Consider the following 26131-nt stretch of genomic DNA (forward strand, 5'->3'; position numbering starts at 1 on the left):
GATTCTGCCCGGCTCAGAGACACACGGGCACACAGCTTGCATAGTAACGGCAAGCGGGAGCCGACCCACAATGCGATCTTGAGAGGCCGATCATGCGGCTGATCACCGGGGCGGCGACGGACGGTCACCAGGCGGATCCGGCGCGATCCTGCTGGTCGGACCTGGTGGGACCTGGTGGTCGGGGTGGCGGGATTTGAACCCACGGCCTTCCGCTCCCAAAGCGGACGCGCTACCAAGCTGCGCCACACCCCGTCGGTGCGACACGTAGGGTACATGCCCGCAGGCAGTGCGGCCCCCGCTCGGCCGCGAGCACACGCGAGTCCGTACGGGGTGTGCGGGAAGGTCCTCCGACCCGCTACGATGCTTGCCGTGCCGCGGTCGCTGACCAGCGATTCCCGCGGCGCGAGCTGTGCGGGTGTAGCTCAATGGTAGAGCCCTAGTCTTCCAAACTAGCTACGCGGGTTCGATTCCCGTCACCCGCTCCACACCCTCAGGCCCGGTTCACCCGAACCGGGCCTGAGTCGTCTGTACGGGCCTCAGAAGCTGATCGAGTTGATCGTCTCCGCCACTTCGTTCAGGAAGCGGTTTATGGACGGCGCCATTCCGGTTGAGGCGAGGAAGAACCCGAAGAGCACCGCGACGATCGCGGGCCCCGCCTTGAGCGATCCTCCGCGGATCAGCACCACAAGGATGATCGCCAACAGCAACACCACTGACAGCGAAATGGCCACACTGATCACACCCTAGGTCGGTCTCTCCCCGGCCCGGGGGGTACGACCCCGCACACCCCCGCCAGAACCATCGTGCCACCAACGCGCCTTCCGTATGCGGCCGGTGACACATCGTCGGCCAACGCCACACGTGCCCGGCGCGGCACCGGCGGCCGGGGGGCGCCCATGGGGCGCATGAACAGGGCTCCCCCACACGGCAATTCGAGCCCCGCGCGTGTCCGCTATTTAGGCTTGATCGTTTCCATCGCCACACAAGTTGTTCGCGGGAAATTCGAATTGTCGCCGGGCCCACACATGTGGCGCCATGACGCCCCAATCAATCGGACATTTCACCAGAGTCGCCTGCGGGCGTTATGCGCCGTTTAAGCGGGATGAGTTGTGACGTTCGGGACATACGGACGGCCATCGACAGGACTTCGGAAGGGGCTCAAGGAGCTGAATCGCCATGTCGACTTCAGTGATTCCAGGGGTACTCGGACCGCATCCGACCGTATTAGCCATGAACCGTCTGTGATTGAGATGACAGCTGAGTTGAGGGTTTTACGAAAACACTCGAGCGGCGCTAGGGTGCCTCAGATGTTCCACGCTGCCACCATCCCCGCAAGCGCAGTGCGGTCCCGGATCGTCTCACCGAGCTCATGGTGGGAGGGCCTGTGACGAATTCGGTTCAACCGCACGGCCGCCACCGGGCGCCACTCCCCCCGGCCCAGACGCCGGCGGACGGAGTGCCTACTCCCCGCGCCCCCCAGTACCCCACGGCCGCGACCCCTTCCCCCGCAGCGGCCGGTCACACCCCCCGAACCGGCACGCAGGGTTCGACGGCTCAGCAGCCCGCCAAGCAGCGCGACGCCTTCTTCGACAACGCCAAATATCTGGCGATCGTCCTGGTGGCCATGGCTCACGCCTGGGAGCCGCTGACGGATCACAGTCGTACGGCCGAAGCGCTGTACATGACCGTCTACACCTTCCACATGCCGGCGTTCATCCTGATCTCCGGCTACTTCTCGCGCAGCTTCGACATGCGGGCCGACCGGCTCAAGCGGCTGGTCACCGGTGTCGCGGTGCCGTACGTCATCTTCGAGGTGGCGTACACCTTCTTCAAGCGCTACGCGGACGACGACCCGACCCAGCCGATCAGCCTCCTCGACCCCTGGTACCTCACCTGGTTCCTGGTCGCGCTCTTCGTCTGGCGTCTGACGACTCCGCTGTGGAAGATCGTGCGCTGGCCGGTGCCGCTCGCGATCGCCATCGCCGTACTCGCCACGATCTCGCCGGACATCGGCGACGACCTCGATCTGCAGCGTGTGCTGCAGTTCATGCCGTTCTTCGTGCTCGGCCTGTTCATGAAGCCCGAGTACTTCCAGCTGGTGCGGCGGCGTGAGGTGCGGATCCTGTCCGTGCCGATCTTCGCGAGCGCCCTGCTCATGGCGTACTGGGCCGCTCCGCGTATGACGTCCGCGTGGTTCTACCGCCGGGACAGTGCGCAGGAGCTGGGTGCGCCGTGGTGGGCCGGTGTCGTGATGACGCTGGCGCTGTTCGGCTGCTCCGCGGTGCTCACCGCGTGCTTCTTCGCCTGGGTGCCGCGTCGCAAGATGTGGTTCACCGTGCTTGGCGCGGGCACGCTGTACGGCTATCTGCTGCACGGATTCCTCGCCAAGGGCTCGCGCTTCTGGGGCTGGTTCGAGGACTACGAGTGGATGCACAAGCCGGCCGGTGAGGTGGTCGTCTCGCTTGTCGCCGCCGCGGTGGTGACACTGCTCTGTACGGCGCCTGTGCAGCGGATGTTCCGCTTCGCCATGGAGCCGAAGATGGAGTGGGCGTTCAAGCGGGATGCGGCGGCTTTGGCTCGGGAGCGAGCCAAGGCAGGCGGCTGACTGTTATCTGTCAGTTGTTATCTGTCAGCTGATATCTGTCAGCTGACAGCGACGCCCAACAGGGCGCGCATGTTTGCGTACTTCGCCGTGAGGCGGGTGCGGGTCGGCCCGTCTAGCGCTGCTAGACGGGCCGGGTTCGCGTTATGGGCCAGATCTGCTTCCTTGACGAGCCGGGCACCGGGGGTGGCGAGGATGCGGGCGGCGTAGTCCTCGGGGGACTCCCCCTCCCTCTTGGTGAGGGCGAGCACGATCTCTTTGGTGCGCCGACTGAGCGCCGCGCCCCTCAACCACTCCTCGGTGAGGGCACCGTCCTCGATGGCGTCATGCAGCCAGGCGGCGGCGATCTGCTCACCGGTGCCGCCCCTCTCCCGGGTCCCGTCAGCCACGGCTTGCAGATGCTCGACGTAGGGCCGCCCGGCCTTGTCCTTCTGGCTGGAATGGGCGGCGCGGGCGATGGCTTCCACTTCGGGGAGGGGCATTTCGGGGAGGGGCATTTCGGGGAGGGGCATTTCGGGGAGGGGCATGAGGTCCATACGGCGATTCTTCCCCCAACCGGGTCAGGGGCGCAGTGCCGCCCTTGCCGGGAGGAGGGCTGCCGTCAGGCCCAGCGTCAGGACTGCTGCCACGAACGAGGCGTACAGGAACGGGGGGATGTAAGGGGACTCGCCCGTCAGGCCGTTCATCATCGGGATCAGGGTCGCCAGGGCTATCGCCGAGCCGATGACTATGCCCGCGCAGGAGACCAGCAGCGCCTCCCAGCGCACCATCCGCAGCACCTGGACCCGCGTCGAGCCGATCAGTCGCAGCGTGCCCAGTTCGCGGCGGCGGTCGAGGACCGTCATCACCAGCGTGTTCACCGCGGCCACCGCCGCGAACCCGCCCAGCACCGCCGCCATCGTCGTGTTCGCCCACGCGTTCAGCTTGCGGTCCAGGGACCGGGCGGTGGCGTACTCGGAACTGTCCTGAAGGGTGCCCAGCGGGGAGAGTGCCTTCGCCGAGCCGCCCTTCGTCCAGATCTCCGTGTCGAAGGGGGATGTGACGTGCTGCTTCACCGCCGACGCCGGCAGCGTCACCTCCGAGAGGCCGAGCCCCCTGCCGTACGTGGCCACCACCTTCGGCGACGCCTTCGTACCGTCCGGCAGAAGGATGTCCATGCGGTCGCCCGTGCGGACATGCGCGGACTGTGCGAGGTTCGCGTCGAGAGCGATGTCCCCCTTGCCCAGCCGCAGCGCCCCCGTCTCGACCTTCAGGTCCTGCACCGCCGCCAGATCCGCCGCCGAGCCCGTCACCGCCTGCGTCGACGCCGACTCCAGCCAGCGGTCGCCGCCCGAGCCCTTCTGCACCAGTACGGATGTCTTGAGCAGTCCGACGGACGCGGCCACCCCGTCCGTCCTCGCCGCCTTCGCCGTCGTCCCCGGCGGCAGACCCGTGTCCGACGTGATGATGTGGTCAGCCGTGATTCCCTTGCGCTGCTGGTCCGCGGCAACCCTGTCCTCGCTCGTGTGCATGAAGACGAGGACGGACGAGAACGCCATGGCCAGCACGATCGGCGTGATCGCCGAGGCCAACCTCCGCGCGTTCGCCCGGGAGTTGGCGGCCGCGAGCGAGGCCGGCGCGCCCGCGCCCCGCAGCGGAAGGCCGAAGAGTGCCGCGCAGGCCCGCGCCACCAGGGGGCCCAGCAACGCCACCGCGAGCATGAACAGCATGACCACGCCCAGCGCCGCGTTCGCCGCGTCCTCGCCCGTGGCCTTCGCCGCGAACCCCGCGAAGAAGAGCCCGCCGACCAGGGCGGCGACACCCAGCGGCGTACGGATCCAACCGATCGGCAGCCGCTCCACCGAGGCCTCGCCCAGCGCCCGGCCCGGCTTGATGCGGGACGGACGGCGGGCCGCCATGTAACCGGCGAACAGCGCCGTGACGACGGCGATGCCGATCGCCGAGACGAGCGGAACGAACGACACCGTCAGGTCCACGGCCTGCGGCACCGCCCCCTTCTCCCGCAGCTGCCCGAACCACCACCTGGCCAGCGCGATGCCCGGCAGTACGCCCACCGCCCCGGCCAACGGCGCGACCAGCAGCGCCTCCGTGGCGATGGTGCGCCGGATCTGCCGCGGGGTCGTGCCGATCGCCCGCAGCAGCGCGTACTCGCGGGCCCGCTGGCCGACGGAGAGTGCGACCGTGCCCGCCGCGGTGAACACCGCCACCATGGTGGCCACGCCGCCGAACGAGCCGCCGAGTCCGGTGAGCATCTCCTTGGCGTATGCGAGGGAGTTGTCCTCGACGGCGCCGCGGTCGTCGCCGGTGTGGACGTCGGCCTTGCCGCCGACGGCCTGTGCCACCTGGGACTTGAGGGCCGCCACGGAGACGCCCTGCTTCGGCAGTACGGCGACCGCGTCGACGCGCCCGGGGTGCCCTGAGACGCGTACGGCATCGGAGTCGGCGAACCACGCTGCCGGGGACGCGGCCTCGACGGTGCCGGAGACCCGGTAGTCGCGGGAGCCGTCGGCCGTGGCCAGCGTGACGCGCTCGCCTACCGAGCCGCCGGCTGCGGCGAGGACGACCTCGCCGGGTCCCGGCGCTCGCCCCGCCGTCAGCTTCTCCCCGGTGAAGGCGGTCGAGCCCCAGCCGTGCGCGGTCAGCTCCTTGCCGCCGGACCGCACGGGGAAGGTGACGTCGGCGACGGCCGTACGCGCGCCGGGCACCGAACCGGCCTTCGCCACCAGGGAGTCGTCGATCCGCGCCCGGTCGGGCAACGGCGTACTGCTGCTGGACTTGTCCTCTCCGCTGCCGGTGACCAGATGCGCCTGCTGATCGGCGGCGACCAGCACGGGCGCGCCCGCGTACCGCTCGGGTGGCACGGAGGCGCGCACCCCCGTCTCCAGGAGGATGCCGCAGGCGGACACGATCATCGCGGCCATCATCAGCGCGACGAACGTACCGACGAACGCGGCAGGCTTGAAACGGACCGCTGCGCGGGCGAGGCCGTTGGGGCGGAACTTCACGGAAGACTCCTGGGAAGGGGTACGCGGGTGCGCCGGTGGTTACGCCGCGGCCGCGGCGAAGGCGGGGGCCGTCAGGGATGTCATGCGGGCGGCGATCCGGTCGGCCGACGCGCGCTCCAGGCGGTCCACGATCGAGCCGTCCGCCAGGAAGAGAACCCGGTCCGCATAGGCCGCGGCCGCCGGATCATGCGTGACCATCACCACCGTCGCCCCCATCCCGTCCACGGCAGCCCGCAGCAGCCCCAGGATCTCCGCGGCCGTAGTCGTGTCCAGCGCCCCCGTGGGCTCATCGGCGAAGATCACGTCCGGCGCGGTGACCAGCGCGCGGGCGATCGCCACGCGCTGCTGCTGGCCGCCGGAGAGCTCGCCGGGGCGGCGGCGCCGCTTGTCGTCGCCGAGGCCCACGCGGGCCAGCATCTCCGCGGCCGCGCGGCGGTCGGGGCGGCGTCCGGCGAGCCGCATGGGCAGCACCACGTTCTGCTCGACGGTCAGCGAGGGCAGCAGGTTGAAGGCCTGGAAGACGAAACCGAGGCGGGCCCTGCGCAGTTCGGTCAGCTTGTTCTCGCTCATGCCGGTGATCTCGGTGCCGCCGAGGCGGACCGTGCCCGCGTTCGGCCGGTCGAGCCCGGCGGCGCACTGCAGGAAGGTGGACTTGCCGGAGCCGGAGGGGCCCATGACGGCGGTGAAACTGCCGCGTTCGAGGGCGAGGTCGATACCGCCGAGTGCGTGTACGGCGGAGGAGCCGCGGCCGTACTGACGGCGTACGCCGCGCAGTTCGACGGCCCAGTCGGGGCCGGGTGCGAAGCCCGGCACGGGCGGTACCGCGGAACTGCCCTTATCGGTCCGCTTCTTGCGCCGCAGCCCCATGGCTCCGTCCACCTTCCGTCCGTACGCGTCTGAGATCGTCCTGCTCGACCGTCCTGGCCGATGTCTCGAACGTACGGATTCGGGGGTGGTGGGGACCATGAGGTCCCCCGGCGGATCGGGGGTGGGGAGAACCCCACCAGGGGGCGGCCGGTGTCACCAGATACTTGCCGTCTAAATCATTTGGTAAGCTAACTATTGACGCGTTCTTGACGTTCTCTTTGCCATTCGTGTGTGGTGGGAGCGTCGCTGACTACCAGGAGGAACGGGCCCATCGGACACGCAGACACCCTGATAGCCATGGGCGGCGCCTTTCTCGCCGCCGCCGTGCTCGCCCGCGTGGGCGGCCGCATCGGACTCCCCACCATCCCCCTCTTCATCCTGGCCGGGATCCTCCTCGGCCCGCACACCCCCGGCGTGGTCCTGGTCTCCGACCCCCACGACCTGGAGATGCTCTCGGCGCTCGGCCTGGTGCTGCTGCTCTTCTACCTGGGCCTCGAGTTCCACATGGACGACCTCAAGTCGGGCGGCCGCAAGATGGCCCTCGCCGGCGGGACGTATCTCGCGCTGAACGTCGGCGCGGGCCTGGGCTTCGGATTCGCCCTCGGCTGGGGCACCTCCGAGGCGCTGGTCCTCGCCGGAGTGCTCGGCATCTCGTCCTCGGCGATCGTCACCAAGGTGCTCGTCGACACCGGGCGGCTCGGCAACCCCGAGACCAAGCCCATCCTCGGCATCATCGTCGTGGAAGACATCTTCCTCGCCCTCTACCTCGCCGCCCTGCAGCCCATCCTGTCCGGCGCCGACAGCCTCGCGGCGGCCGTCATGGACGGCGGCAAGGCATTCGGCTTCCTGCTGCTCCTCGCACTCGCGGCCCGCTTCGGCACGAAGGTCGTCGGGCGGCTCATGGACACCCGCGACGACGAACTGCTCGTCATCTCCTTCCTCGGGGCCGCCGTCTTCGTCGCCGGGGTCTCCGAGTGGTTCGGGGTCGCGGACGCGATCGGCGCGTTCATGGTGGGCCTGATGCTGGGCAGCACCGCGTCCGGCGACCGCATCCGGGGGCTCGTCCATCCGCTGCGGGACGCGTTCGGGGCGATCTTCTTCTTCGCGTTCGGTCTGTCGATCGACCCGGGTGACCTGCCCGTCGTGGTCTGGCCGGTGCTCGCCGCCGTGGCGCTGACGCTGCTCATGAACGTCCTCGCGGGCCTCGGTGCGGCGCGTGTGTACGGCTTCGGGGCGGGCCCCGCGGCGAACATCTCCACCACACTGCTCGCCCGCGGCGAGTTCGCCCTGATCCTCGCCACGATGGCGGCCACCGCGGGCCTCGACGAACGCCTCTCCCCCTTCATCGCGGGGTATGTGCTGGTGCTCGCGGTGCTGGGACCGCTCGCGGCGGGCCGGTCGCAGTGGCTGGCCCGGATCCTGCCGGGCAAGGGCAAGGGCGAGGGCGCGGAGCAGGACGTACCCGAACTGTCAGGCGCCCGCTGACGCCTCGCGACGGATCACGCGGTCGCCGACGCCTCCCGGCAGATCAGCAGCAGCGCCCGGTCGTCGTTGACGTCCTTGGCGACCGCCTCGATCAGATGCCAGGCGGCGCCGTGGAAGCCGCCCGCGACATAGCGGTCGGCTTCCCCGGTGAGGCGGTCGATGCCCTCGCTGATGTCGCGGTCGGAGGCCTCGACGATGCCGTCGGTGAACAGCATCAGTACGTCACCGGGGCGCAGGGTGCCCTTCACCGGGTCGAACTGCGCCCCGTCGTACACCCCGAGGAGCGGGCCCTCCGCGGCCTTCTCCTCCCAGCGGCCGTTGCCCGCGCTGAGCTGGAGGCCCGGCGGGTGGCCCGCCGAGAAGAGTTCGTAGTCGCCGGTCTCCAGGTCGAGGACCAGGTGGATGGAGGTCGCGAAGCCCTCGTCCCAGTCCTGGCGCAGGAGGTAGCCGTTGGCCGCCGGGAGGAAGGCGTGCGGGGGCAGCGAGCCGAGCAGTCCGCCGAAGGCGCCGGAGAGGAGCAGGGCGCGCGAGCCCGCGTCCATGCCCTTGCCCGATACGTCCGTGAGGACGGCCTCCAGGGTGCGGCCGCCGTTCGTGCGGGCCGCGACGACGAAGTCACCGGAGAAGGACTGGCCGCCGGCCGGGCGCAGCGCCATCTCGCGGTGCCAGCCGCGGGGCAGCTTCGGCAGCTTGCTCTGGACGCGGATGCGTTCGCGCAGGTCGAAGAGCATCGTGCCGCCGCCGCGCCACGGCACCCCGACGCGGGTGCGGAACTGCGCGATCAGCAGCCCGAAGAAGCCGCAGGCCGCGACCACGAGGACCACGCCGGGCGTGACCCGCGAGGGGCCTTCCTGGTACGGGCCGAGCTGGACGGACTCCACGATCAGGGCGGCGGCCGACGCCGCGTACAGGCCGAGCAGGCTGGAGGGGCGAAGCAGCAGTCCGCCGGCCACGATCGGAAGGACCAGGGCGGCCGGTGAGCACCAGACGTTGTTGATGATCGTGCAGACGGTGATCACGGGGATGGTGAGCAGCAGTCCGGCCAGGGCGATCCAGTCCGAGCCGTCGCCGCGGAAGTAGTCGACCCCGGATTTGCGCAGCCCTATCCGAGCCCGGTGCAGCCGCTTCTTCATCCGGGCTGTAGAGGTCTCGGCTTCCGCTCGCTCGCCTGCCATTGCTCCCGGACCTTATCTACCGGGCAAGACACTTCGCACGGGAGGTGCCGGTTGTCCCCCGTCAGGGGCACGCGGTCGGCGCGGGTAAATCCGGTCGCTCCGTCCGCTTCGCCCTGGTAGGCATGGCATATGACGACGGAATTGCGGGAGTTGAAGCCTGAGGACTGGGACGAGTACTACGGGACGCTGGAGCTCGCCTTCGGTGGCGTCGCCGAGGCACCGGAGGAACACGAGCTCTGGAACGGGCTGACCGAGTTCGACCGCTTCTTCGGTACGTGGGACGAGGGGGCCTGCGTCGGCACGACCGGAGCGTTCAGCTTCCGGCTCTCCGTGCCGGGCGGGGCGCTGGTGGACACGGCCGGAGTGACGATGGTGAGCGTCGCGGCGACGCATCGCAGGCGCGGGATCCTCACGTCGATGATGCGCCGCCAGCTCGACGACGTACGCGCGAAGGGCGAGCCCCTGGCCGTGCTGACCGCCTCCGAGCCCGCCATCTACGGCCGGTTCGGGTACGGCGCGGCGACCCAGCAGCTGCGTGCGGAGATCGACACGACGCGGGTACGGCTCACTGTGCCGCCCGGCACCGACGACGTACGGCTGCGGTACGCGAAGCCCGCCGAGGTCCTTGACGCGTGCGAGAAGCTCTACGCGCGGCGGGTGAGCGAGCGTCCGGGCATGCTGGCCCGGCAGCCGGGCTGGGAGCGTCTTGGGCTGCTCGACCCGGAGAGCGATCGGCACGGCGCATCACCGCTGCAGTGCGTGGTCGCCGAGCGGGACGGCGAGCTCGTGGGGTACGCGCGCTTCCACACCAAGCCTGACTGGGACACGTCGGGTCCCAAGGGGACGGTGCGGCTGCGGGATCTGGAGGCGGAGGATCCGGCGGCGTACGCGGCGCTGTGGCGGTTCCTCTTCGGCATCGACCTGATGGCGAAGATCGAGGCGCAGGGCCGTCCGATGGACGACGCGGTGCTGCAGCTCGTCACGGACATCCGGCGCTGCAACGTCCGGGTGCGGGACTCGCTCTACGTACGTCTGGTGGACGTGGGCGCGGCCCTGGAGGCGCGGACGTATCGCGCGCCGGTGAACCTGGTGCTGGACGTCGAGGATGCCTTCTGCCCCTGGAATCAAGGGCGTTGGCGACTGAAGGGCGATCTGAAGGGCGCGGTCTGCGAGCGCACGGAGGACGACGCCGATCTCGCCCTGTCCGTACGGGAGTTGGGCTCGGCCTATCTGGGCGGGCACTCCCTGACGTCGCTGGCGGCGGCCGGGCGGGTGCGGGAGCTGCGGCCCGGCGCGCTGGCGGAGGCGGCGCTCGGCTTCGGCTCGGATGTCGCGCCGTGGCTGCCGCACGGGTTCTAGGAGCGGCTGCTCAGCTCTGCTGGCAGGTGGGGCACCAGAAGAGGTTGCGGGCGGCGAGATCGGCGGTGCGGATCTCGCCGCCACAGATGTGGCAGGGCATGGTGGCCCTGCGGTAGACGTACACCTCGCCGCCGTGGTCGTCGACGCGCGGCGGGCGGCCCATCGCCTCCGGGGTGTGCTCGGGCCTGACGGTGTCGATGCGGTTGAGCCGTACGCCCTCGCGCATCAGGCCGACGAGGTCGTCCCAGATCGTCCGCCACTGGGCGGCGGTGATGTCCTTGCCCGCCGTGTACGGGTCGATGCCGTGCCGGAAGAGGACTTCGGCGCGGTAGACGTTGCCGACGCCCGCGATGACCTTCTGGTCCATGAGGAGGGCGGCGATGGTGGTGCGGCTGCGGGCTACTCGGGCGTAGACCTTGTCGGGGTCGTCCGCGGCGCGGAGGGGGTCCGGGCCGAGGCGGTCGTGTATCGCCCGCTTCTCCTCGTCGGTGATGAGGGCGCAGGTGGTGGGACCGCGGAGGTCCGAGTGGTACGCGTCGTTCAGGAGGCGGAGGCGGACGGTGTCCGTGGGCGGCGGGGCGGGGGTCTCGCCGAGGGTGTACTTGCCGAAGAGGCCCAGGTGGACGTGGATCCAGCCGGTGTCGGCGAAGCCGAGGAAGAGGTGTTTGCCGTGGGCTTCGGCGGTGTCCAGCCGGCGGCCGTCGACGAGGGCGGCGCTGTCGGAGAACTTGCCCTGGGGGCTGGTGACGCGGAGGGGGCCGCGGTTCTGGAACCGCTCCCGGTGGTCCTGCGCGAGCCGGTGAATGGTGTGCCCCTCCGGCACGGGTCCTCCTGGGGTCGGGTCAAGGCGGGTCTTCTTTCCCCGACCCCGCCCTTTCCCGAAACTGGGGCCCCGCCCCGGACCCCGGTCCTCGAACGCCGGACGGGCTGAAAGAGGGTGGGCGGGCAATCGCGGAGCAACGGGTGGGTGGGAAAGATCCGCCGTGGAGCGGCGGCCGAATACAGCGCCGCGTCCGACGACGGCGAAGGCGCCGGGCGGGGCGGGGCCGCTGCCGGGCGGGTGCGCGGGGTAGGGGGGTCCGGGGTCCCGCCCCGGGCCCCCCTACGCCCTACTGCTGGGGGTGGCCCGCCGGGATGGGGGGCAGTTCGCCCGTCGTTTCGTAGGCGGAGAGCATCTCGATGCGGCGGGTGTGACGCTCCTCGCCCGAGTACGGCGTAGCCAGGAAGATCTCGACGAACTTCGTCGCCTCTTCCTCCGTGTGCATACGGCCGCCGATCGAGATCACGTTGGCGTTGTTGTGCTCACGCCCCAGCGCAGCGGTCTGCTCGCTCCACGCGAGAGCGGCCCGCACGCCCTTGACCTTGTTCGCCGCGATCTGCTCCCCGTTGCCGGAGCCGCCGATCACGATGCCCAGGGACTCCGAGTCCGCCGCCGTCTTCTCCGCGGCGCGGAGGCAGAAGGGCGGGTAGTCGTCCTGGGCGTCATAGATGTGGGGCCCGCAGTCGACGGGCTCGTGGCCGTGGCTCTTGAGCCATTCGACCAGGTGGTTCTTGAGTTCGTAGCCGGCATGATCCGAGCCGAGGTACACGCGCATGGGTCCGAGTGTGGCACGTCGCGGGCCCGGCGACCGCGACCGGGGCGGGGCGACGACCGGACCCCGGCCTCTCCGGGCCGGCCCGGAAGACCGGAATACAACGATCCGGAGTCAGGCCTTCCGTCCCGGACACCCCTGAGTTTGAATGCGGGGGCTCGTGACCCGAGAACTTAAGGATTCGTCCATGACCTCGCAACCCTCCCTTGCGAAGGCAGACCGTAACCCCGTCGACCCTGGGGATTCGCAGTCTGGCGACACCGGTGACGGCCTCAAGGCCGGGCTGAAGAACCGCCACCTTTCCATGATCGCCATCGGTGGTGTCATCGGCGCCGGCCTCTTCGTCGGCTCCAGCTCCGGCATCGCCGCCGCGGGCCCCGCGATCCTCGTCTCGTACGCCCTCGTCGGCGCGATGGTGGTCCTCGTCATGCGGATGCTGGGTGAGATGGCCGCCGCACGGCCCACCTCCGGCTCCTTCTCCACCTACGCGGACCAGGCCCTCGGCCGCTGGGCCGGCTTCTCCATCGGCTGGCTCTACTGGTTCTTCTGGGTCGTGGTGCTCGCGGTGGAGGCCACCGCCGGCGCCGTCATCCTCAACGGCTGGATACCCGCCGTACCGCAGTGGGGCTGGGCGCTCATCGTGATGGTGGTGCTCACCGCGACCAACCTGGTCTCGGTCGGCTCCTACGGCGAGTTCGAGTTCTGGTTCGCCGGCATCAAGGTCGTCGCCATCGGCGGCTTCGTCGTCATCGGCCTGCTCGCCGTCTTCGGCCTGCTGCCCGGCTCCGACAACCCCGGCGCCGGATTCGCGCACCTCACCGACGCGGGCGGCTTCATGCCGCAGGGCGCGGGCGCCATCCTCACCGGCGTACTGATGGTCGTCTTCTCCTTCATGGGCTCCGAGATCGTCACGCTGGCCGCCGGTGAGTCCGAGGACCCGCAGCGCGCCGTCACCAAGGCGACCAACAGCGTCATCTGGCGTATCGGTGTCTTCTACCTCGGTTCGATCTTCGTCGTCGTCACGCTGCTGCCGTGGAACGACAAGTCGATCGTCAAGGACGGTTCATACGTCGCCGCGCTGAACTCGATCGGCATCCCGCACGCCGGTCAGGTCATGAACGTCATCGTGCTGACCGCCGTTCTGTCCTGCCTCAACTCGGGGCTCTACACCGCTTCCCGCATGGCCTTCTCGCTCGGCCAGCGCGGTGACGCGCCCAAGGCCTTCGCGCGCACCAACGCGCGCGGTGTCCCGCAGGCCGCGATCCTCGGTTCGGTCGTCTTCGGCTTCGTCGCCGTCTGGTTCAACTACCAGTGGAAGGACACCGTCTTCGACTTCCTGCTGAACTCGTCGGGCGCGGTGGCCCTCTTCGTCTGGCTGATGATCGCCTTCACGCAGCTGCGGATGCGCGGCATCATCCTGCGCGAGCAGCCCGAGAAGCTCGTCGTGAAGATGTGGCTCTTCCCGTATCTGACGTGGGTCACCATCGCGATGATCTCGTTCGTCCTCGTCTACATGCTGACCGACGAGGCAGGCCGCAAGCAGGTGCTGCTCTCGCTGCTCGCCGCCGCGTTCGTGGTCGTCTTCTCTCTCGTACGCGAGAAGGTGCGGCCCCGCACGGCCGCGGAGGCCGTCGAGGCCGACGCCGACGCCGACGCCGACGCCAAGGTCGACGCCGACATCGACGCCTAGCCGGACCCGCCGGACGGTGGCGTGGTCGACGTACCCGCCACCGTCGGTGGCCGCGAGCCCGGTCCGGGCGGTGGATCATCCCCGCCGCCCGGACCGCGCGCGGTGAAGAACATGACGGCCGCCACGGCGGCCGCGACCAGCAGGACGAGCGCCGTCAGGACCCGCGGCCGCCAGTCGCCGCCCGTCGATTCCCCCGAAGCCGGTCCCGGAGCAGGTCCCGAAGCCGGACCCGGAGCAGGCGCCGCGAGCACCGCGCGCAGGGCCGCCTCCGTCTCGTCCAGCCCCGGCCGCCGCGCCGGCTCCTTGGCGAGCAGCGCACCGAGCAGCGGGCGCAACCCCTTTGATACCGGCGGCAGTTCGGGCTCCTCATGCAGGACCGCCACCAGTGTCGTCAGCGCCGACTCACGGGCGAACGGCGAACCGCCCCGCAGCGCCGTGCAGAGCGTCGCGCCCAGCGACCACAGATCCGACGGCGGCCCCTGCGGCTCCCCCGAGACCCGCTCGGGCGCCATGTACTCGGGCGATCCCACAAGGAGCCCCGTCTGCGTGAGCCGCCCCGCGCCCTGGAGCGCGGCGATGCCGAAATCCGTGAGGACGACCCGGCCGGCGGGGCCCAGCAGTACGTTCTCGGGCTTGATGTCGCGGTGCAGTACGCCCGCCGCGTGCACCCGGCGCAGCGCCGCCACCAGCGCGAGGCCCACCCGCGCCGCCTCGCGCTCCGACAGCGGCCCCTCTTCGTCGACGTAGCGCGCCAGAGAACGCGCTTCGACCAGCTCCATGACGATCCAGAGCCGCCCGTCCTCCTCGGCGACGTCATAGACGCGGACGACACCGGGGTGGTCGATCCGCGCGCTGGCCCGCGCCTCGCGCAGCGCGCGCTCCCTGCGGACGCGGGCGTCCTCCGGGTCCAGGCCGTCGGCCGCCCCGCCGATCCGCATCTCCTTCACGGCGACACGGCGGTCCAGCAGCTCGTCGGCGGCGCGCCAGACGCGGCCCATGCCGCCCTGGCCGATGACGTCGAGCAGCCGGTAGCGGCCCACGACCACCCGAGGCTCCGGCATGGGCGTCCACCCCCAACCCTCCTTTCATGACAGCACAGTTGGCCCGCTTCCCGAAGAGGCGGACGGCCTGGCGCGGGGCGCGGCAGGAAGGGTGGGAAGGTCGTCAGAAATGTTGACGGCAGGTGTCAAGTTTTCCCGGCAAGCTCGGTCATGTCAGACAGCGCTTCTTGGAGGATCACCGTGGACTTCACCGCACAGCGACTCGTGTTCCGGCCCGGCGACGACGGGTACGACGCGGAGACCGCCGGGTTCCAGACGGGCTTCGCGCAGCGGCCGGAGATCGTGTTCGCGGCGTCGGACGCCGATGACGTCGTCGCCGCCGTCTCGTACGCCGCCGAAGCGGGGCTGCCCGTGGGCGTGCAGGCCACCGGGCACGGACTTCCGGCCGCCGCCGAGGGTGGCGTGCTGATCAGTACGCGGCGGATGGACTCGGTGTCGGTGGACGCCGGGGCGCGGACCGTCACCGTGGGCGCGGGCGTCCGCTGGGGGCAGGTCATCGAGGCCGCGGCAGCGCACGGGCTCGCCCCGCTGAACGGTTCGGCGCCGAGCGTGGGCGCCGTCTCGTACACGCTGGGCGGTGGACTCGGCGTCCTGGCGCGGGAGTTCGGGTACGCGGCCGATCACGTCCGGTGGCTCGACGTCGTCACGGCGGACGGCACCCTGCGGCACGTCACTGCGGAGAGCGAGCCCGAGCTGTTCTGGGGGCTGCTCGGCGGGGGCGCGAACCTCGGCGTGGTGACGGCCCTGGAGATCGGTCTGGTGCCGGTGGCGCGGGTGTACGGCGGGGCGATCGAGTTCGACGGGCACGAGGTCGATCCGGGGGACGTCCTGGAGGCGTACGCGGCCTGGACGCGGACCGTGCCGGACGAGCTGACCTCCTCGGTGGCGGCGCTCGTCTACCCGGACATGCCGCAGCTGCCGCCGCACCTGCGGGGCCGCTATCTGATCACGGTGCGGGTCGCCTACACCGGCTCGGAGGCGGCGGGTGAGCGGCTCGTGGCGCCGCTGCGGGAGATCGGGCCCTCGGTGTCGGACTCGATGCGGGAGATGCCGTACACCGACAGCCACACCATCCACAGTGACCCCGACTTCCCGCACTCCTACTACGGGGACAGCGTGGCCGTCCGCGAACTGGACGTCGAGGCGGCGATCGAGCTGTTCGCGCTGACCGGTCCCGCCGCCGACAGGATGCATGTCGTCCAGATCAACCAGCTGGGCGGCGCGCTGGCGAAGCCCGCCGGGAACGCGGTTCCGTACCGGGACGCGGGGTGGCTGGTGCGGGTGCTCTCGCCGCTCGACGGCACGGACGTCGAGGCGGCGCGGGCCGTGCAGACGCAGGCCTTCGGGCTCTTCGCGGGCGAGGGGCGGCTGCTCAACTTCGCCTTCGGCGCCGGGGACCGGCCCGAGGGTCTGTACGACGCCGGAACGCGGAAGAGGCTCGCCGAGTTGAAGGCCACGTACGACCCGGCGAACCTCTTCAGGCGGAACTACAGCGTGAGCGCAGGAAGTTGATCCAGCGGTCGATCCAGCCGTTGATCCGGCAGTTGATATCCGTCGGTTGATATCCGGCGGTTGATCTAGCGGTTGAGGAACTTCCACGTGGTGGGCAGTACGCCCATCGCCAGCGCTGCCTTCAGGGCGTCGCCGATCAGGAAGGGCGTGAGCCCGGCGGCGACGGCCTGGGTCAGCGACATGCCGGTCGCCGCGGCCAGGTACGGGACGCCGACGGCGTAGATGATCGCGGAGCCGACGGCCATCGTGCCCGCGGTGCGCCATACGTTGCGGTCGCCGCCGCGGCGGGCGAGGGCGCCGACCACGGTGGAGGCGAGCAGCATGCCGAGGACGTACCCGAAGGACGGCATGGCGAAGCCGGAGTTCGCCTCGGCGAACCACGGCATGCCGGCCATGCCGACGAGGGCGTACAGCGCGAGGGAGAGGAAGCCGCGGCGGGCGCCGAGCGCGGTGCCGACGAGCAGTGCGGCGAAGGTCTGGCCCGTCACCGGCACGGGGGAGCCCGGCACGGGCACGGCGATCTGGGCCGCGATGCCGGTGAGGACGGCGCCGCCGACGACGAGTGCCGCGTCCTTCGCGCGGGACGCGGGCAGCAGGTCGGCGAGGACCTGGCCTGGACGGGAAGAGACGGCGGCGATGCTCATCGGGGCTCCGCGGGGTTGGGGGACGGGCAGGGGGAACCCTGCGACGCTATCCCAGCCGGGGGCGCGTTTCACCGGCGATGGGCGACAAGGCCACTGGGTACCCGGTGGTGGGCTTCGCACAAAGTGCGGGGAGTACCCCTGCGGGGGGCGTGATGCTTGTCACTGAGGTGGGCGGCTGCTTGGGTCCGTTTTGCGTACGGGGAGGGACTCCAGGGAGACTGTAGGTTCCCGCTAAGTCTTTGTGAACCCGAGAGCAGCCTGAGCACCATGCACGACGCACCCCCGCCGACCGGCTTGGACGCCGAACCCGAGCCCCTCGGCGGCGGGTTGAAGCAGCGGCACCTCACCATGCTGGGCCTGGGCGGGGTCATCGGGGCCGGGCTGTTCGTCGGGTCCGGGGCCGGGATCGCTGTTGCCGGGCCCGGGATCGTCGTCTCGTATCTCATCGCGGGGGCGCTCGCGATGTGCGTCATGCGGATGCTCGGCGAGATGTCCGCCGCCATGCCCGCCTCCGGCTCCTTCTCCGTGCACGCCGAGCGCGCACTCGGGCGCTGGGCGGGGTTCAGCGTCGGGTGGCTCTACTGGTTCCTGCTGGTCGTGGTGCTCGCCGTGGAGGCGACGGGTGCCGCACAGATCGCGGGCGGCTGGGCGCCCGCCGTGCCGCAGTGGGCCTGGGTGCTGATCTTCATGCTGGTGTTCACGGGGGCCAACCTCGCCGCCGTGAAGAACTTCGGCGAGTTCGAGTTCTGGTTCGCGGCCCTGAAGGTCTTCGCGATCGTCGCCTTCCTGATCCTCGGCCTGCTCGCGATCTTCGGCGTGCTGCCTGACACGGACCCCGTGGGCTTCACCAACCTCACCGGGCAGGGCGGCTTCCTGCCCAACGGCTGGGAGGGCGTGATCTCCGGCGTGCTCGCCGTCGTGTTCGCGTTCGGCGGCCTGGAGGTCGTGACCATCGCCGCCGCCGAGTCCGACGACCCGGTGCGTTCGGTCGCCCGCGCGGTGCGCAGCGCCGTCTACCGCATCCTCTTCTTCTACGTCGGTTCGATGCTGGTCATCGTGACGGTGCTGCCCTGGACGGCGGAGAAGGCCGGCGTCAGCCCGTATGTGACGGTGCTCGACTCGATCGGGGTGCCGTCCGCCGGGACGATCATGAACATCGTGGTGTTCGTGGCGCTGCTCTCGGCGCTGAACGCGAACCTGTACGGCTCGTCCCGGATGGTCTTCTCGCTGGCCGAGCGCGGCGAGGCGCCGAGGGCGCTGCTCAAGGTGTCCGGCGGCGGGGTGCCGCGCCGTGCGGTCCTCGCGTCCGTCGCCTTCGGCTTCGTCTCCGTCGTACTCAATCTGAAGTGGCCGGACTCGGTCTTCCTCTACATGCTCAACTCGGTCGGCGCGGTGCTGCTCTTCGTGTGGGCGCTGATCGCGGTCTCGCAGCTGCGCCTGCGGCGGCGCATCGAGCGCGAGGCACCGGAGCGGCTCGTCCTGCGGATGTGGGCCTTCCCCTATCTGACGTGGGCGGCGCTCGCGGCGATGGCCGCGGTGCTCGGCCTGATGCTGACCGACGACGGGGCGCGGCCGCAGCTGCTCTGGTCGGCGGGGGCGACGGGGCTGGTGCTCGTGATCGCCGGGCTGCGAGAGTGGCACACGGCTCGCGTGAAGCAGACGTAAACAAGTTGTGTCTATTTCTTCACAACGTGTAAGCGTCGTGTCCGTATAGCGGTCAGGTGTTCCCTGTCAGCGGTACCGGACTTCAGACTGTGGGCCGCTCGCTCCCCCGTCTCAGCTACTGAACAGGGCACGCCCATGTCTCGGACGTCCACCCCCCAGGACGCAGCAACCGACGCGCCTCCCAAGGCCGATTCGCCGCTCGTCCACGGTCTCAAGCAGCGCCATCTCTCGATGATCGCCCTCGGCGGCGTCATCGGAGCCGGCCTCTTCGTGGGCTCCGGTGCAGGCATCGCCGCGGCCGGACCCTCGATCGTCCTCGCCTATGCGATATCCGGCGCGCTGGTCATGCTCGTGATGCGCATGCTCGGCGAGATGTCGGCCGCCAACCCGGCGTCGGGCTCCTTCTCCGTGCACGCCGAGCGGGCCATCGGCCCCTGGGCGGGCTTCACCGCGGGCTGGGGCTTCTGGTTCCTGCTCTGCGTCGCCGTCGGCCTGGAGGGCATCGGCGCCGCGAAGATCATGGTGGGCTGGTTCCCGGACAGCCCGGAGTGGGCCTGGGTCGCCCTCTTCATGCTGGTGTTCTGCGGCGCGAACCTGACGGCCGTGAAGAACTTCGGCGAGTTCGAGTTCTGGTTCGCCGCGCTCAAGGTCGGCGCGATCGCGCTCTTCCTCGGCATCGGCGTCCTCGCGATCCTCGGCATCCTGCCCGGCTCCGACGTGTCCGCCCCCGGCATGGACAACCTCACCGGTGAGGGCGGATTCATGCCGAACGGCACGGACGGCCTGATCATCGGCCTCCTCGCATCCGTCTTCGCGTACGGCGGTCTGGAGACCGTCACCATCGCCGCCGCCGAGTCCGAGAACCCGGTCAAGAGCATCGCCAAGGCCGTGCGCACGGCGATGTGGCGCATCGCGCTCTTCTACGTCGGCTCGATGCTCGTCGTCGTCACGCTGCTGCCGTGGGACAACAAGGAAGTCGCGACGAAGGGCCCGTACGTCGCCACGCTCGACCACCTGGGCATCCCCGGCGCCGGGCAGATCATGAACGTCATCGTCCTGATCGCCCTGCTCTCCGCGATGAACGCCAACATCTACGGCGCCTCGCGTATGTCGTACTCCCTGATCCAGCGCGGCATGGGCCCGAAGGTGCTCGGCCAGGTCTCGGGCGGCGTCCCGCGCCTCGCGGTGCTCGCCTCCTCGGTCTTCGGCTTCGTCTGCGTGCTGCTCAGCTACTGGCGTCCGGACGACGTCTTCCCCTGGCTGCTCAACATGATCGGCGCGATGATCCTGGTCGTCTGGATCTTCATCGCCGCCTCGCAGCTGATCCTGCGCCGCCGGATGGAGCGCGACGAGCCGGAGAAGCTCGTCGTGAAGATGTGGTTCTTCCCCTTCCTGACCTGGGTGGCGCTGGCCGCGATGGCGTACGTCTTCTACCTGATGACGGAACAGCCGGACACCCGCAAGCAGCTGCTCGCCACCGGCGCGCTGACGCTGGCGCTCGCGGTGATCGGAATCGTGCGGCAGAAGCTGGCGGAGAAGGGCACGACGGGTATGGGTACGGGAGGAACGGGCACGGGGGCCATGGGTCCCGGCTCCGGCGGCGGCTCCGTCTGACCACACGCACTACAGAGCACGACAGCCCGCCCACTTCTTGTGGGCGGGCTGTCGTGCTCTGTGCGTGGTCCTAGGACGAAGGGCTGATCAACTTCCCGAGCCTCCTGCTGCTAGCCTGCACTTGCACATGAGTTGCAATAAGAGTTGAACTACAGCAGAGCAAGAGCAGCAGTCGGAGGGCTCGGACATGGCCATTTACACGCTTCCAGAACTTCCGTACGACTACGCGGCGCTCGAACCGGTCATCAACCCGCAGATCATCGAGCTGCACCACGACAAGCACCACGCGGCGTACGTGAAGGGCGCGAACGACACCCTCGAGCAGCTGGAGGAGGCGCGCGACAAGGAGACGTGGGGCGCCATCAACGGCCTGGAGAAGAACCTGGCCTTCCACCTCTCCGGCCACATCCTGCACAGCATCTACTGGCACAACATGAACAGCCCGAAGGACGGTGGCGGCGGTGAGCCGCTGGCCGTGGACGGCGTCGGCGAGCTCGCGGACGCGATTGCCGAGTCCTTCGGCTCCTTCGCCAAGTTCAAGGCCCAGCTGACCAAGGCCTCCGCGACGACGCAGGGTTCGGGCTGGGGCGTGCTCGCCTACGAGCCGCTCAGCAACCGCCTCATCGTCGAGCAGGTCTACGACCACCAGGGCAATGTCGGCCAGGGATCGACGCCGATCCTGGTCTTCGACGCCTGGGAGCACGCCTTCTATCTCCAGTACAAGAACCAGAAGGTCGACTTCATCGAGGCCATGTGGCAGGTCGTCAACTGGCAGGACGTGGCCAAGCGTTACGAGGCCGCGAAGCAGCGTGTGAACAGCCTGCTGCTGGCGCCCTGAGCTCCTGAAACGTCCTGCCTCGTGATCGTCTTCTCAACCTTCGCTGAGGCAGGCGGATAGAGGAAAGGCCCCCGTGAGGACGTGACTCACGGGGGCCTTTCGGTATGCCGGGTTCCGGCTCATCCTGCGCGCATGGCCTCGAAGACGAAGGACTGCCCGAGCTGTGGCGGGATGCAGGAGTTCCGGCCCTTGACGGAGCTGGAGAAGGAACTCGTACGCACCCTCAAGGGCAAGCAGTACGTGGACGACTACTGGCGTTGCGCCCGTCCGGGGTGCCTGCGGTTCCAGCGGTGGAACGACAAGGGGGACGGCGGATACCTCTAGCCGAACACCTCTAGTCGAAGATCGGCCCCTGCGTCCGCGTCCGCTTGATCTCGTAGAAGCCCGGCGTCGACGCCACGAGCAGCGTGCCGTCCCACAGCTTCGCCGCGGCCTCGCCCTTGGGGGCGGGGGTGACGACCGGGCCGAAGAAGGCGATCTGCTCGCCGTCGGCGCCGGGGACGGCGATGACGGGCGTGCCGACGTCCTGGCCGACCAGATCGATGCCCTCCTTGTGGGAGGCGCGCAGCTCCGTGTCGTACGTGTCCTTCGTGGCGTACTCGATGAGGTCGGCCGGCAGGCCGACGTCCGCGAGGGCCCCGGCGATGCTCTCGTCGCTCACGCCCTGGCCCTGGTTGTGGATGCGCGTGCCGAGCGCGGTGTACAGCTTGCCGAGAACCTCCTCGCCGTGCAGCTCGCGCGCCGCTATCGCGACCCGGACCGGGCCCCAGGACTTGCCGCCGGGCTTCATGTTCTCGCGGTACTGCTCGGGCAGCTCGTCCAGCTTGTCCTCGTTCAGGACGCCCAGGCTCATCACATGCCAGCGGACCTCGATGTCGCGGACCTTCTCGACCTCCAGGACCCAGCGGGAGGTCATCCAGGCCCAGGGGCACAGCGGGTCGAACCAGAAGTCGACAGGGGTCTTGCTGCCGTTCTCGGACATGTCTCTCCCTAGGGAATCCGTTCGCATCTGGCGGGGAGAACGTCAGTGGCGCACCAGGGCATTCCCGGATACCGGGCGCCGACGGCACATGCGAGGATCGTGACATTCGTACGAGACTGCGTACGAGTCGTGCGATCCACGGCTTCATGCATGCGAGTCACAAGGGAGTGCCGCCCGTGCCCGGTGAGAATCTGTCCCGCGACGAGGCCCAGGAGCGGGCCGCGCTGTTGTCCGTCGACGGGTACGAGGTCTTTCTCGACCTGCGTTCGGCGATCGGGGAGAGCGACCAGGAGCCGCGCACGTTCCGCTCCGTCACCACCATCCGCTTCCGCTCCGCCGAGCCCGGCGCCACGAGCTTCGCCGATCTGATCGCCCCGAGCGTCACGGCCGTCTCCCTCAACGGCAAGGACCTCGACCCCTCCGAGGTGTTCGACGGCACCCGGATCACCCTGGAGGACCTGGCCGGGGAGAACGAACTGGTGGTGGACGCCCAGTGCGCCTACAGCCGGACCGGCGAGGGCATGCACCGCTTCGTCGACCCGGAGGACGGCGAGGTCTATCTCTATACGCAGTACGAGCCCGCCGACTCCCGCCGGGTCTTCGCCAACTTCGAGCAGCCGGACCTGAAGGCGCCCTTCCGGTTCGAGGTGCAGGCTCCGGAGGGCTGGACCGCTTGGTCGAACGGCACCGGTGAACTGACCGACGGCATCTGGAAGTTCGCCGAGACGAAGCCGATCTCGACGTACATCACGGCCGTGGTCGCCGGTCCCTACCACTATGTGACGGACTCCTACAGCCGCACCTTCGAGGACGGCACGACGCTCGACATCCCGCTCGGCGCGCTCTGCCGCAAGGGCCTCGCCAAGCACTTCGACGCCGACGACGTCTTCCTGGTGACGAAGCAGGGCCTCGACTTCTTCCACGACAACTTCGACTACCCGTACCCCTTCGGGAAGTACGACCAGGCCTTCGTGCCGGAGTACAACCTGGGCGCGATGGAGAACCCGGGCTGTGTGACCTTCCGCGAGGAGTTCATCTTCCGCGGCAAGGTGACCCAGGCGTCGTACGAGCGCCGGGCCAATGTGATCCTGCACGAGATGGCGCACATGTGGTTCGGCGACCTCGTCACCATGCGCTGGTGGGACGACCTGTGGCTCAAGGAGTCCTTCGCCGACTTCATGGGCACCTTCTCGATGGTCGAGGCGACGCGCTTCACCGACGGCTGGATCACCTTCGCCAACAACCGCAAGGCGTGGGCGTACCGCGCCGACCAGCTCCCCTCCACGCACCCTGTCACGGCCGACATCCGCGACCTCCAGGACGCGAAGCTGAACTTCGACGGGATCACGTACGCGAAGGGCGCCTCGGTCCTGAAGCAGCTCGTCGCCTACGCCGGGCGGGACGCGTTCCTGGAGGGCGCGCGGCGCTACTTCAAGCGGCACGCGTACGGGAACACGCGCCTCGGCGATCTGCTCTCGGTCCTTGAGGAGACGTCCGGGCGCGACATGGCGTCCTGGTCGCGGTCCTGGCTGCAGACGGCGGGCGTCAACTCCCTCACCCCGCAGGTCATCCTGAACGCGGAGGGCCGGATCACCGAGCTGTCCGTCGTCCAGGAAGCCGCCGGCTCTGCTCATCAGTCGGCTCCGCCGACGGGCACCCCGGAACTGCGGCCGCACCGCATCGCGGTGGGGCTCTACCGCCGGACGCCGGACGGGGCGCTGGAGCGGTACGCGCGTGCGGAGGTGGACGTCGACGGGCCGCGCACGGTCGTGGGCGAACTCGCGGGCGCGGAGGCTCCGGAGCTGGTCCTGGTCAACGACGACGACCTGACGTACTGCAAGATCCGCTTCGACGAGAACTCCCTCGCGACGCTGCGGGAGCACCTCGGTGACATCACCGATCCGCTGGCCCGCGCGCTGTGCTGGTCGGCGCTGTGGAGCCTGACGCGGGACGCGCTGATGCCGGCGCGGGACTTCATCGGGCTCGTGCTGCGGTTCGCGGGGCGCGAAAGCGACATCGGGGTGCTGCAGATGCTGCACGCCTGGGCGGACTCCGCGCTCACGCACTACGCGGCGCCGGCCTGGCGCGAGGAGGGCGGGCGGGCGCTCGCCGAGGGGGCACTGCGGGAGCTGCGGGTCGCCGAGCCGGGCAGCCAGCATCAGCTGACGTGGGCGCGGTTCTTCGCGGCGGTGGCCTCGTCGGACGCGGATCTGCAGTTGCTGCGGGGTCTGCTGGAGGGCACGGCGAAGATCGACGGGCTTGACGTCGACCAGGAGCTGCGGTGGGCCTTCCTCGGGCCGCTGGCCGCGCATGGCGTCGCCGACGAGCAGGTGATCGGTGCGGAGCTGGCGCGGGACGACACGGCTTCGGGGAAGCGGCATCAGGTGCGGTGCCTGGCCTCGCGTCCGTCGGCCGCGGTGAAGGCGCAGGCGTGGGCCGCGGTGGTGGAGTCCGACGCGTTGTCCAACGCGTTGGTGGGGGCGACGATCGCCGGGTTCTCCCAGGCCTCCCAGCGGGAGCTGACCGCGCCGTACGCGGAGAAGTACTTCGCCGCGATCGAGCGGGTGTGGGCGGAGCGGTCCATTCAGATCGGGATGGACGTGGTGAAGGGACTGTTCCCGATGGCGCAGGACCGGCAGGAGACGGTGGACGCGGCCGACGCGTGGCTCTCCTCGCACGCGGCTGCGGCGCCTGCGCTGCGGCGGCTCGTGATCGAGGCCCGCGACGACCTGGCGCGGGCGCTGCGGGCGCAGGGCTGCGATTCGGCCGCCGTCTAGCGGGACGCGTGCGCGCCACGCGAACGTACCCTCTGGAAACGGACCTTTTCGGCAGTCGAACGCCTGCACTTTAGTGCGGGGTTGTCCGGTTATGTCGACGGACGTGTAACAGCGGTTAGGGGGGCGAGTGGGGGCGGGAATGGCCCGGTCATGAACCACAACACCCCGCTTTCCCCCCGCCCCCCGCACCAGCTCGCCGACGTCAGGCGGCGCGTGATGAGCACCGCTCAGCTGCGCACGCACGGCGTCTCGGCCGCCGACGTCGCCGCCCACTGCCGGCCGGAAGGTCCCTGGCAGCAGCTGCTCCCGGGGGTGTATCTGCTGCATCCGGGGCCGCCGACCAGTGAAGAGCGGCTGCACGGCGCCCTGTTGTACGCGGGGCGGCCGCCGGCCAAGGCCGCGAAGACCGTGCCCGCGCAGCCCGGCGCGGGCGAGCCGCACGCCCCGTACGCCGACGCGCTGATCACGGGCCTCGCCGCGCTCGCCCTGCACCGCTTCTCCTCGGCTCCCCCGCTGCTCTCCCTGGACCGCATCGATGTCCTGGTGCCCCGCACCCGGCGGCTGCGCTCCACCTCCTTCACCCGGCTGGTGCGGACATCCGCGCTGCCGACCGCCGTACAGATCACGGGAGTTCCGGTGGCTCCGGTGCCGCGGGCGCTCGCCGATGCCGTGGCGGGGCTCGCCGAGGCGAGTGCGGTGCGCCGGCTGCTCACCGAGGCGGTGCGCGGCGGACACTGCGAACCGGCGGCCATCGTGCGGGAGTTGAACCAGGCGCGGCTGCTCAGCCGCCCCCATGTGGTGAACGCCGTGGACTCGCTGCTCGCCGAGGGGCGGGCCATCGCCGAGGACCGGCTCTACCAGATGGTCGCCGAGCACGGGCTGCCCGATCCGCTCTGGAACGTCGACCTCCGATTGCCCGGCGGGCCGCATCTCGGGGGCGTCGACGCCTACTGGCCCGATCTGTCCGTCGCGGTCGAACTGGACACGCGGGCGCCGCGCGACGGCTTCCGGCAGGACGACGACGCCCTGTGGTCCGAGTACGCCCGTAAGCGCGAGCACCTGGAGCGGCTCGGCATCACCGTCGTACATCTGACGCCGAAGAAGCTGCGGGAGTCCCTCGAACAGCAGGCGACGGTCGTGCGGACCGCGCTGATGGCGGCGACCGACCGCGACCCGGCGGCGTATGTGGTGGTGCTGCCCAGATAGCTCGTGGCAGGCGCTGCCAGGAGGGGAGCGAGAGGGGGCGGGGTCCGGACGGCGGAC

21 protein-coding genes and 2 tRNA genes are annotated in these 26131 nt (G+C 70.0%); 12 read left to right on the top strand and 11 right to left on the bottom strand.

Annotated elements, in window-relative coordinates; translation table 11 throughout:
* Window positions 1–175: 175 nt before the first annotated feature.
* A tRNA-Pro gene (locus tag ACIBKX_RS04970) sits at window positions 176–252 on the bottom strand.
* A gap of 159 nt (window positions 253–411) precedes the next feature.
* On the opposite strand from ACIBKX_RS04970, the gene ACIBKX_RS04975 reads away from it, so the two are divergent.
* A tRNA-Gly gene (locus tag ACIBKX_RS04975) sits at window positions 412–485 on the top strand.
* A 51-nt stretch (window positions 486–536) separates the two neighbouring features.
* On the opposite strand, the gene ACIBKX_RS04980 is transcribed toward ACIBKX_RS04975, so the two are convergent.
* Complete coding sequence (locus tag ACIBKX_RS04980) at window positions 537–731, bottom strand: hypothetical protein (RefSeq protein WP_055570088.1); 195 nt, start codon at window positions 729–731, stop codon at window positions 537–539.
* A gap of 653 nt (window positions 732–1384) precedes the next feature.
* Between ACIBKX_RS04980 and ACIBKX_RS04985 the strand changes: the two genes are divergently transcribed.
* Window positions 1385–2605, top strand: coding sequence for an acyltransferase family protein (locus ACIBKX_RS04985; RefSeq protein ID WP_363273304.1), 1221 nt, complete (start codon window positions 1385–1387; stop codon window positions 2603–2605).
* A 38-nt stretch (window positions 2606–2643) separates the two neighbouring features.
* Here ACIBKX_RS04985 and ACIBKX_RS04990 read toward each other — a convergent pair whose 3' ends face one another.
* From ACIBKX_RS04990 to ACIBKX_RS05000, 3 genes are read right to left on the bottom strand one after another with little or no spacing between them, the layout of a single operon-like run.
* Complete coding sequence (locus ACIBKX_RS04990; RefSeq protein WP_363273444.1) at window positions 2644–3129, bottom strand: HD domain-containing protein; 486 nt, start codon at window positions 3127–3129, stop codon at window positions 2644–2646.
* A 33-nt stretch (window positions 3130–3162) separates the two neighbouring features.
* Window positions 3163–5607 carry an FtsX-like permease family protein gene (locus tag ACIBKX_RS04995; RefSeq protein WP_363273303.1) on the bottom strand — a complete coding sequence of 815 codons (2445 nt, stop codon included), beginning with the start codon at window positions 5605–5607 and terminating at the stop codon, window positions 3163–3165.
* Window positions 5608–5646: 39 nt separating this feature from the next.
* Complete coding sequence (locus tag ACIBKX_RS05000; RefSeq protein WP_363273443.1) at window positions 5647–6474, bottom strand: ABC transporter ATP-binding protein; 828 nt, start codon at window positions 6472–6474, stop codon at window positions 5647–5649.
* Between the two features lie 297 nt (window positions 6475–6771).
* Between ACIBKX_RS05000 and ACIBKX_RS05005 the strand changes: the two genes are divergently transcribed.
* Window positions 6772–7959 carry a cation:proton antiporter gene (locus tag ACIBKX_RS05005; RefSeq protein WP_363273302.1) on the top strand — a complete coding sequence of 396 codons (1188 nt, stop codon included), beginning with the start codon at window positions 6772–6774 and terminating at the stop codon, window positions 7957–7959.
* A 14-nt stretch (window positions 7960–7973) separates the two neighbouring features.
* On the opposite strand, the gene ACIBKX_RS05010 is transcribed toward ACIBKX_RS05005, so the two are convergent.
* Window positions 7974–9134, bottom strand: a complete 1161-nt coding sequence (locus ACIBKX_RS05010) for a PP2C family protein-serine/threonine phosphatase (protein ID WP_363273301.1) — start codon at window positions 9132–9134, stop codon at window positions 7974–7976.
* Window positions 9135–9263: 129 nt separating this feature from the next.
* On the opposite strand from ACIBKX_RS05010, the gene ACIBKX_RS05015 reads away from it, so the two are divergent.
* Window positions 9264–10493, top strand: coding sequence for a GNAT family N-acetyltransferase (locus tag ACIBKX_RS05015; protein ID WP_363273300.1), 1230 nt, complete (start codon window positions 9264–9266; stop codon window positions 10491–10493).
* A 10-nt stretch (window positions 10494–10503) separates the two neighbouring features.
* On the opposite strand, the gene ACIBKX_RS05020 is transcribed toward ACIBKX_RS05015, so the two are convergent.
* Window positions 10504–11316, bottom strand: coding sequence for a DNA-formamidopyrimidine glycosylase family protein (locus tag ACIBKX_RS05020; protein WP_363273299.1), 813 nt, complete (start codon window positions 11314–11316; stop codon window positions 10504–10506).
* 286 nt (window positions 11317–11602) lie between these two features.
* Complete coding sequence (locus tag ACIBKX_RS05025) at window positions 11603–12088, bottom strand: ribose-5-phosphate isomerase (protein WP_363273298.1); 486 nt, start codon at window positions 12086–12088, stop codon at window positions 11603–11605.
* Window positions 12089–12272: 184 nt separating this feature from the next.
* On the opposite strand from ACIBKX_RS05025, the gene ACIBKX_RS05030 reads away from it, so the two are divergent.
* Entirely contained in the window at window positions 12273–13775 is a 1503-nt protein-coding gene (locus tag ACIBKX_RS05030) for an amino acid permease (protein WP_363273297.1), read from the top strand.
* On the opposite strand, the gene ACIBKX_RS05035 is transcribed toward ACIBKX_RS05030, so the two are convergent.
* On the bottom strand, window positions 13772–14836 hold the full coding sequence (locus tag ACIBKX_RS05035; protein ID WP_399375640.1) for a serine/threonine-protein kinase: 1065 nt from the start codon (window positions 14834–14836) through the stop codon (window positions 13772–13774). The genes ACIBKX_RS05030 and ACIBKX_RS05035 overlap by 4 nt on opposite strands.
* 150 nt (window positions 14837–14986) lie before the next feature.
* On the opposite strand from ACIBKX_RS05035, the gene ACIBKX_RS05040 reads away from it, so the two are divergent.
* Entirely contained in the window at window positions 14987–16348 is a 1362-nt protein-coding gene (locus ACIBKX_RS05040; RefSeq protein WP_399375641.1) for an FAD-binding oxidoreductase, read from the top strand.
* 65 nt (window positions 16349–16413) lie between these two features.
* On the opposite strand, the gene ACIBKX_RS05045 is transcribed toward ACIBKX_RS05040, so the two are convergent.
* Window positions 16414–16992 carry a biotin transporter BioY gene (locus tag ACIBKX_RS05045; protein WP_363273295.1) on the bottom strand — a complete coding sequence of 193 codons (579 nt, stop codon included), beginning with the start codon at window positions 16990–16992 and terminating at the stop codon, window positions 16414–16416.
* 267 nt (window positions 16993–17259) lie between these two features.
* Here ACIBKX_RS05045 and ACIBKX_RS05050 point away from each other — a divergent pair, with 267 nt between their 5' ends.
* The 4 genes from ACIBKX_RS05050 to ACIBKX_RS05065 all read left to right on the top strand — a co-directional run bounded on the left by ACIBKX_RS05050 (window position 17260) and on the right by ACIBKX_RS05065 (window position 21433).
* A complete protein-coding gene (locus tag ACIBKX_RS05050; protein WP_363273293.1) occupies window positions 17260–18657 on the top strand; it encodes an amino acid permease in 1398 nt (465 codons plus the stop codon).
* Window positions 18658–18792: 135 nt separating this feature from the next.
* Window positions 18793–20271 carry an amino acid permease gene (locus ACIBKX_RS05055; RefSeq protein ID WP_363273292.1) on the top strand — a complete coding sequence of 493 codons (1479 nt, stop codon included), beginning with the start codon at window positions 18793–18795 and terminating at the stop codon, window positions 20269–20271.
* 187 nt (window positions 20272–20458) lie between these two features.
* On the top strand, window positions 20459–21109 hold the full coding sequence (locus tag ACIBKX_RS05060) for a superoxide dismutase (protein ID WP_363273290.1): 651 nt from the start codon (window positions 20459–20461) through the stop codon (window positions 21107–21109).
* Window positions 21110–21241: 132 nt separating this feature from the next.
* A complete protein-coding gene (locus ACIBKX_RS05065; protein ID WP_363273289.1) occupies window positions 21242–21433 on the top strand; it encodes a hypothetical protein in 192 nt (63 codons plus the stop codon).
* 10 nt (window positions 21434–21443) lie between these two features.
* On the opposite strand, the gene ACIBKX_RS05070 is transcribed toward ACIBKX_RS05065, so the two are convergent.
* Window positions 21444–22091 (bottom strand): DsbA family protein, encoded by a 648-nt coding sequence (locus tag ACIBKX_RS05070; protein ID WP_363273288.1) that lies wholly within the window; start codon window positions 22089–22091, stop codon window positions 21444–21446.
* A 176-nt stretch (window positions 22092–22267) separates the two neighbouring features.
* On the opposite strand from ACIBKX_RS05070, the gene pepN reads away from it, so the two are divergent.
* Together pepN and ACIBKX_RS05080 are read left to right on the top strand one after the other, a co-directional pair.
* Window positions 22268–24868 (top strand): aminopeptidase N, encoded by a 2601-nt coding sequence (gene pepN, locus ACIBKX_RS05075; RefSeq protein ID WP_363273287.1) that lies wholly within the window; start codon window positions 22268–22270, stop codon window positions 24866–24868.
* A gap of 150 nt (window positions 24869–25018) precedes the next feature.
* Complete coding sequence (locus ACIBKX_RS05080) at window positions 25019–26074, top strand: hypothetical protein (protein ID WP_363273286.1); 1056 nt, start codon at window positions 25019–25021, stop codon at window positions 26072–26074.
* The last annotated feature ends 57 nt before the right edge of the window (window positions 26075–26131 follow it).

Origin of the sequence: Streptomyces sp. NPDC050658, assembly GCF_044457025.1 — a bacterium.
Taxonomy (GTDB): domain Bacteria; phylum Actinomycetota; class Actinomycetes; order Streptomycetales; family Streptomycetaceae; genus Streptomyces.

Excerpts from the sequence above, each read along its gene's own strand:
- ACIBKX_RS04990 (WP_363273444.1), bottom strand. The coding sequence starts at position 3,129 with ATGCCCCTCCCCGAAATGCCCCTCCCCGAAATGCCCCTCCCCGAAATG.
- ACIBKX_RS05000 (WP_363273443.1), bottom strand. The coding sequence starts at position 6,474 with ATGGGGCTGCGGCGCAAGAAGCGGACCGATAAGGGCAGTTCCGCGGTA.
- ACIBKX_RS05005 (WP_363273302.1), top strand. The coding sequence starts at position 6,772 with ATGGGCGGCGCCTTTCTCGCCGCCGCCGTGCTCGCCCGCGTGGGCGGC.
- ACIBKX_RS05010 (WP_363273301.1), bottom strand. The coding sequence starts at position 9,134 with ATGGCAGGCGAGCGAGCGGAAGCCGAGACCTCTACAGCCCGGATGAAG.
- ACIBKX_RS05015 (WP_363273300.1), top strand. The coding sequence starts at position 9,264 with ATGACGACGGAATTGCGGGAGTTGAAGCCTGAGGACTGGGACGAGTAC.
- ACIBKX_RS05025 (WP_363273298.1), bottom strand. The coding sequence starts at position 12,088 with ATGCGCGTGTACCTCGGCTCGGATCATGCCGGCTACGAACTCAAGAAC.
- ACIBKX_RS05030 (WP_363273297.1), top strand. The coding sequence starts at position 12,273 with ATGACCTCGCAACCCTCCCTTGCGAAGGCAGACCGTAACCCCGTCGAC.
- ACIBKX_RS05035 (WP_399375640.1), bottom strand. The coding sequence starts at position 14,836 with ATGCCGGAGCCTCGGGTGGTCGTGGGCCGCTACCGGCTGCTCGACGTC.
- ACIBKX_RS05040 (WP_399375641.1), top strand. The coding sequence starts at position 14,987 with ATGTCAGACAGCGCTTCTTGGAGGATCACCGTGGACTTCACCGCACAG.
- ACIBKX_RS05045 (WP_363273295.1), bottom strand. The coding sequence starts at position 16,992 with ATGAGCATCGCCGCCGTCTCTTCCCGTCCAGGCCAGGTCCTCGCCGAC.
- ACIBKX_RS05050 (WP_363273293.1), top strand. The coding sequence starts at position 17,260 with ATGCACGACGCACCCCCGCCGACCGGCTTGGACGCCGAACCCGAGCCC.
- ACIBKX_RS05055 (WP_363273292.1), top strand. The coding sequence starts at position 18,793 with ATGTCTCGGACGTCCACCCCCCAGGACGCAGCAACCGACGCGCCTCCC.
- ACIBKX_RS05060 (WP_363273290.1), top strand. The coding sequence starts at position 20,459 with ATGGCCATTTACACGCTTCCAGAACTTCCGTACGACTACGCGGCGCTC.
- ACIBKX_RS05065 (WP_363273289.1), top strand. The coding sequence starts at position 21,242 with ATGGCCTCGAAGACGAAGGACTGCCCGAGCTGTGGCGGGATGCAGGAG.
- ACIBKX_RS05070 (WP_363273288.1), bottom strand. The coding sequence starts at position 22,091 with ATGTCCGAGAACGGCAGCAAGACCCCTGTCGACTTCTGGTTCGACCCG.
- ACIBKX_RS05080 (WP_363273286.1), top strand. The coding sequence starts at position 25,019 with ATGAACCACAACACCCCGCTTTCCCCCCGCCCCCCGCACCAGCTCGCC.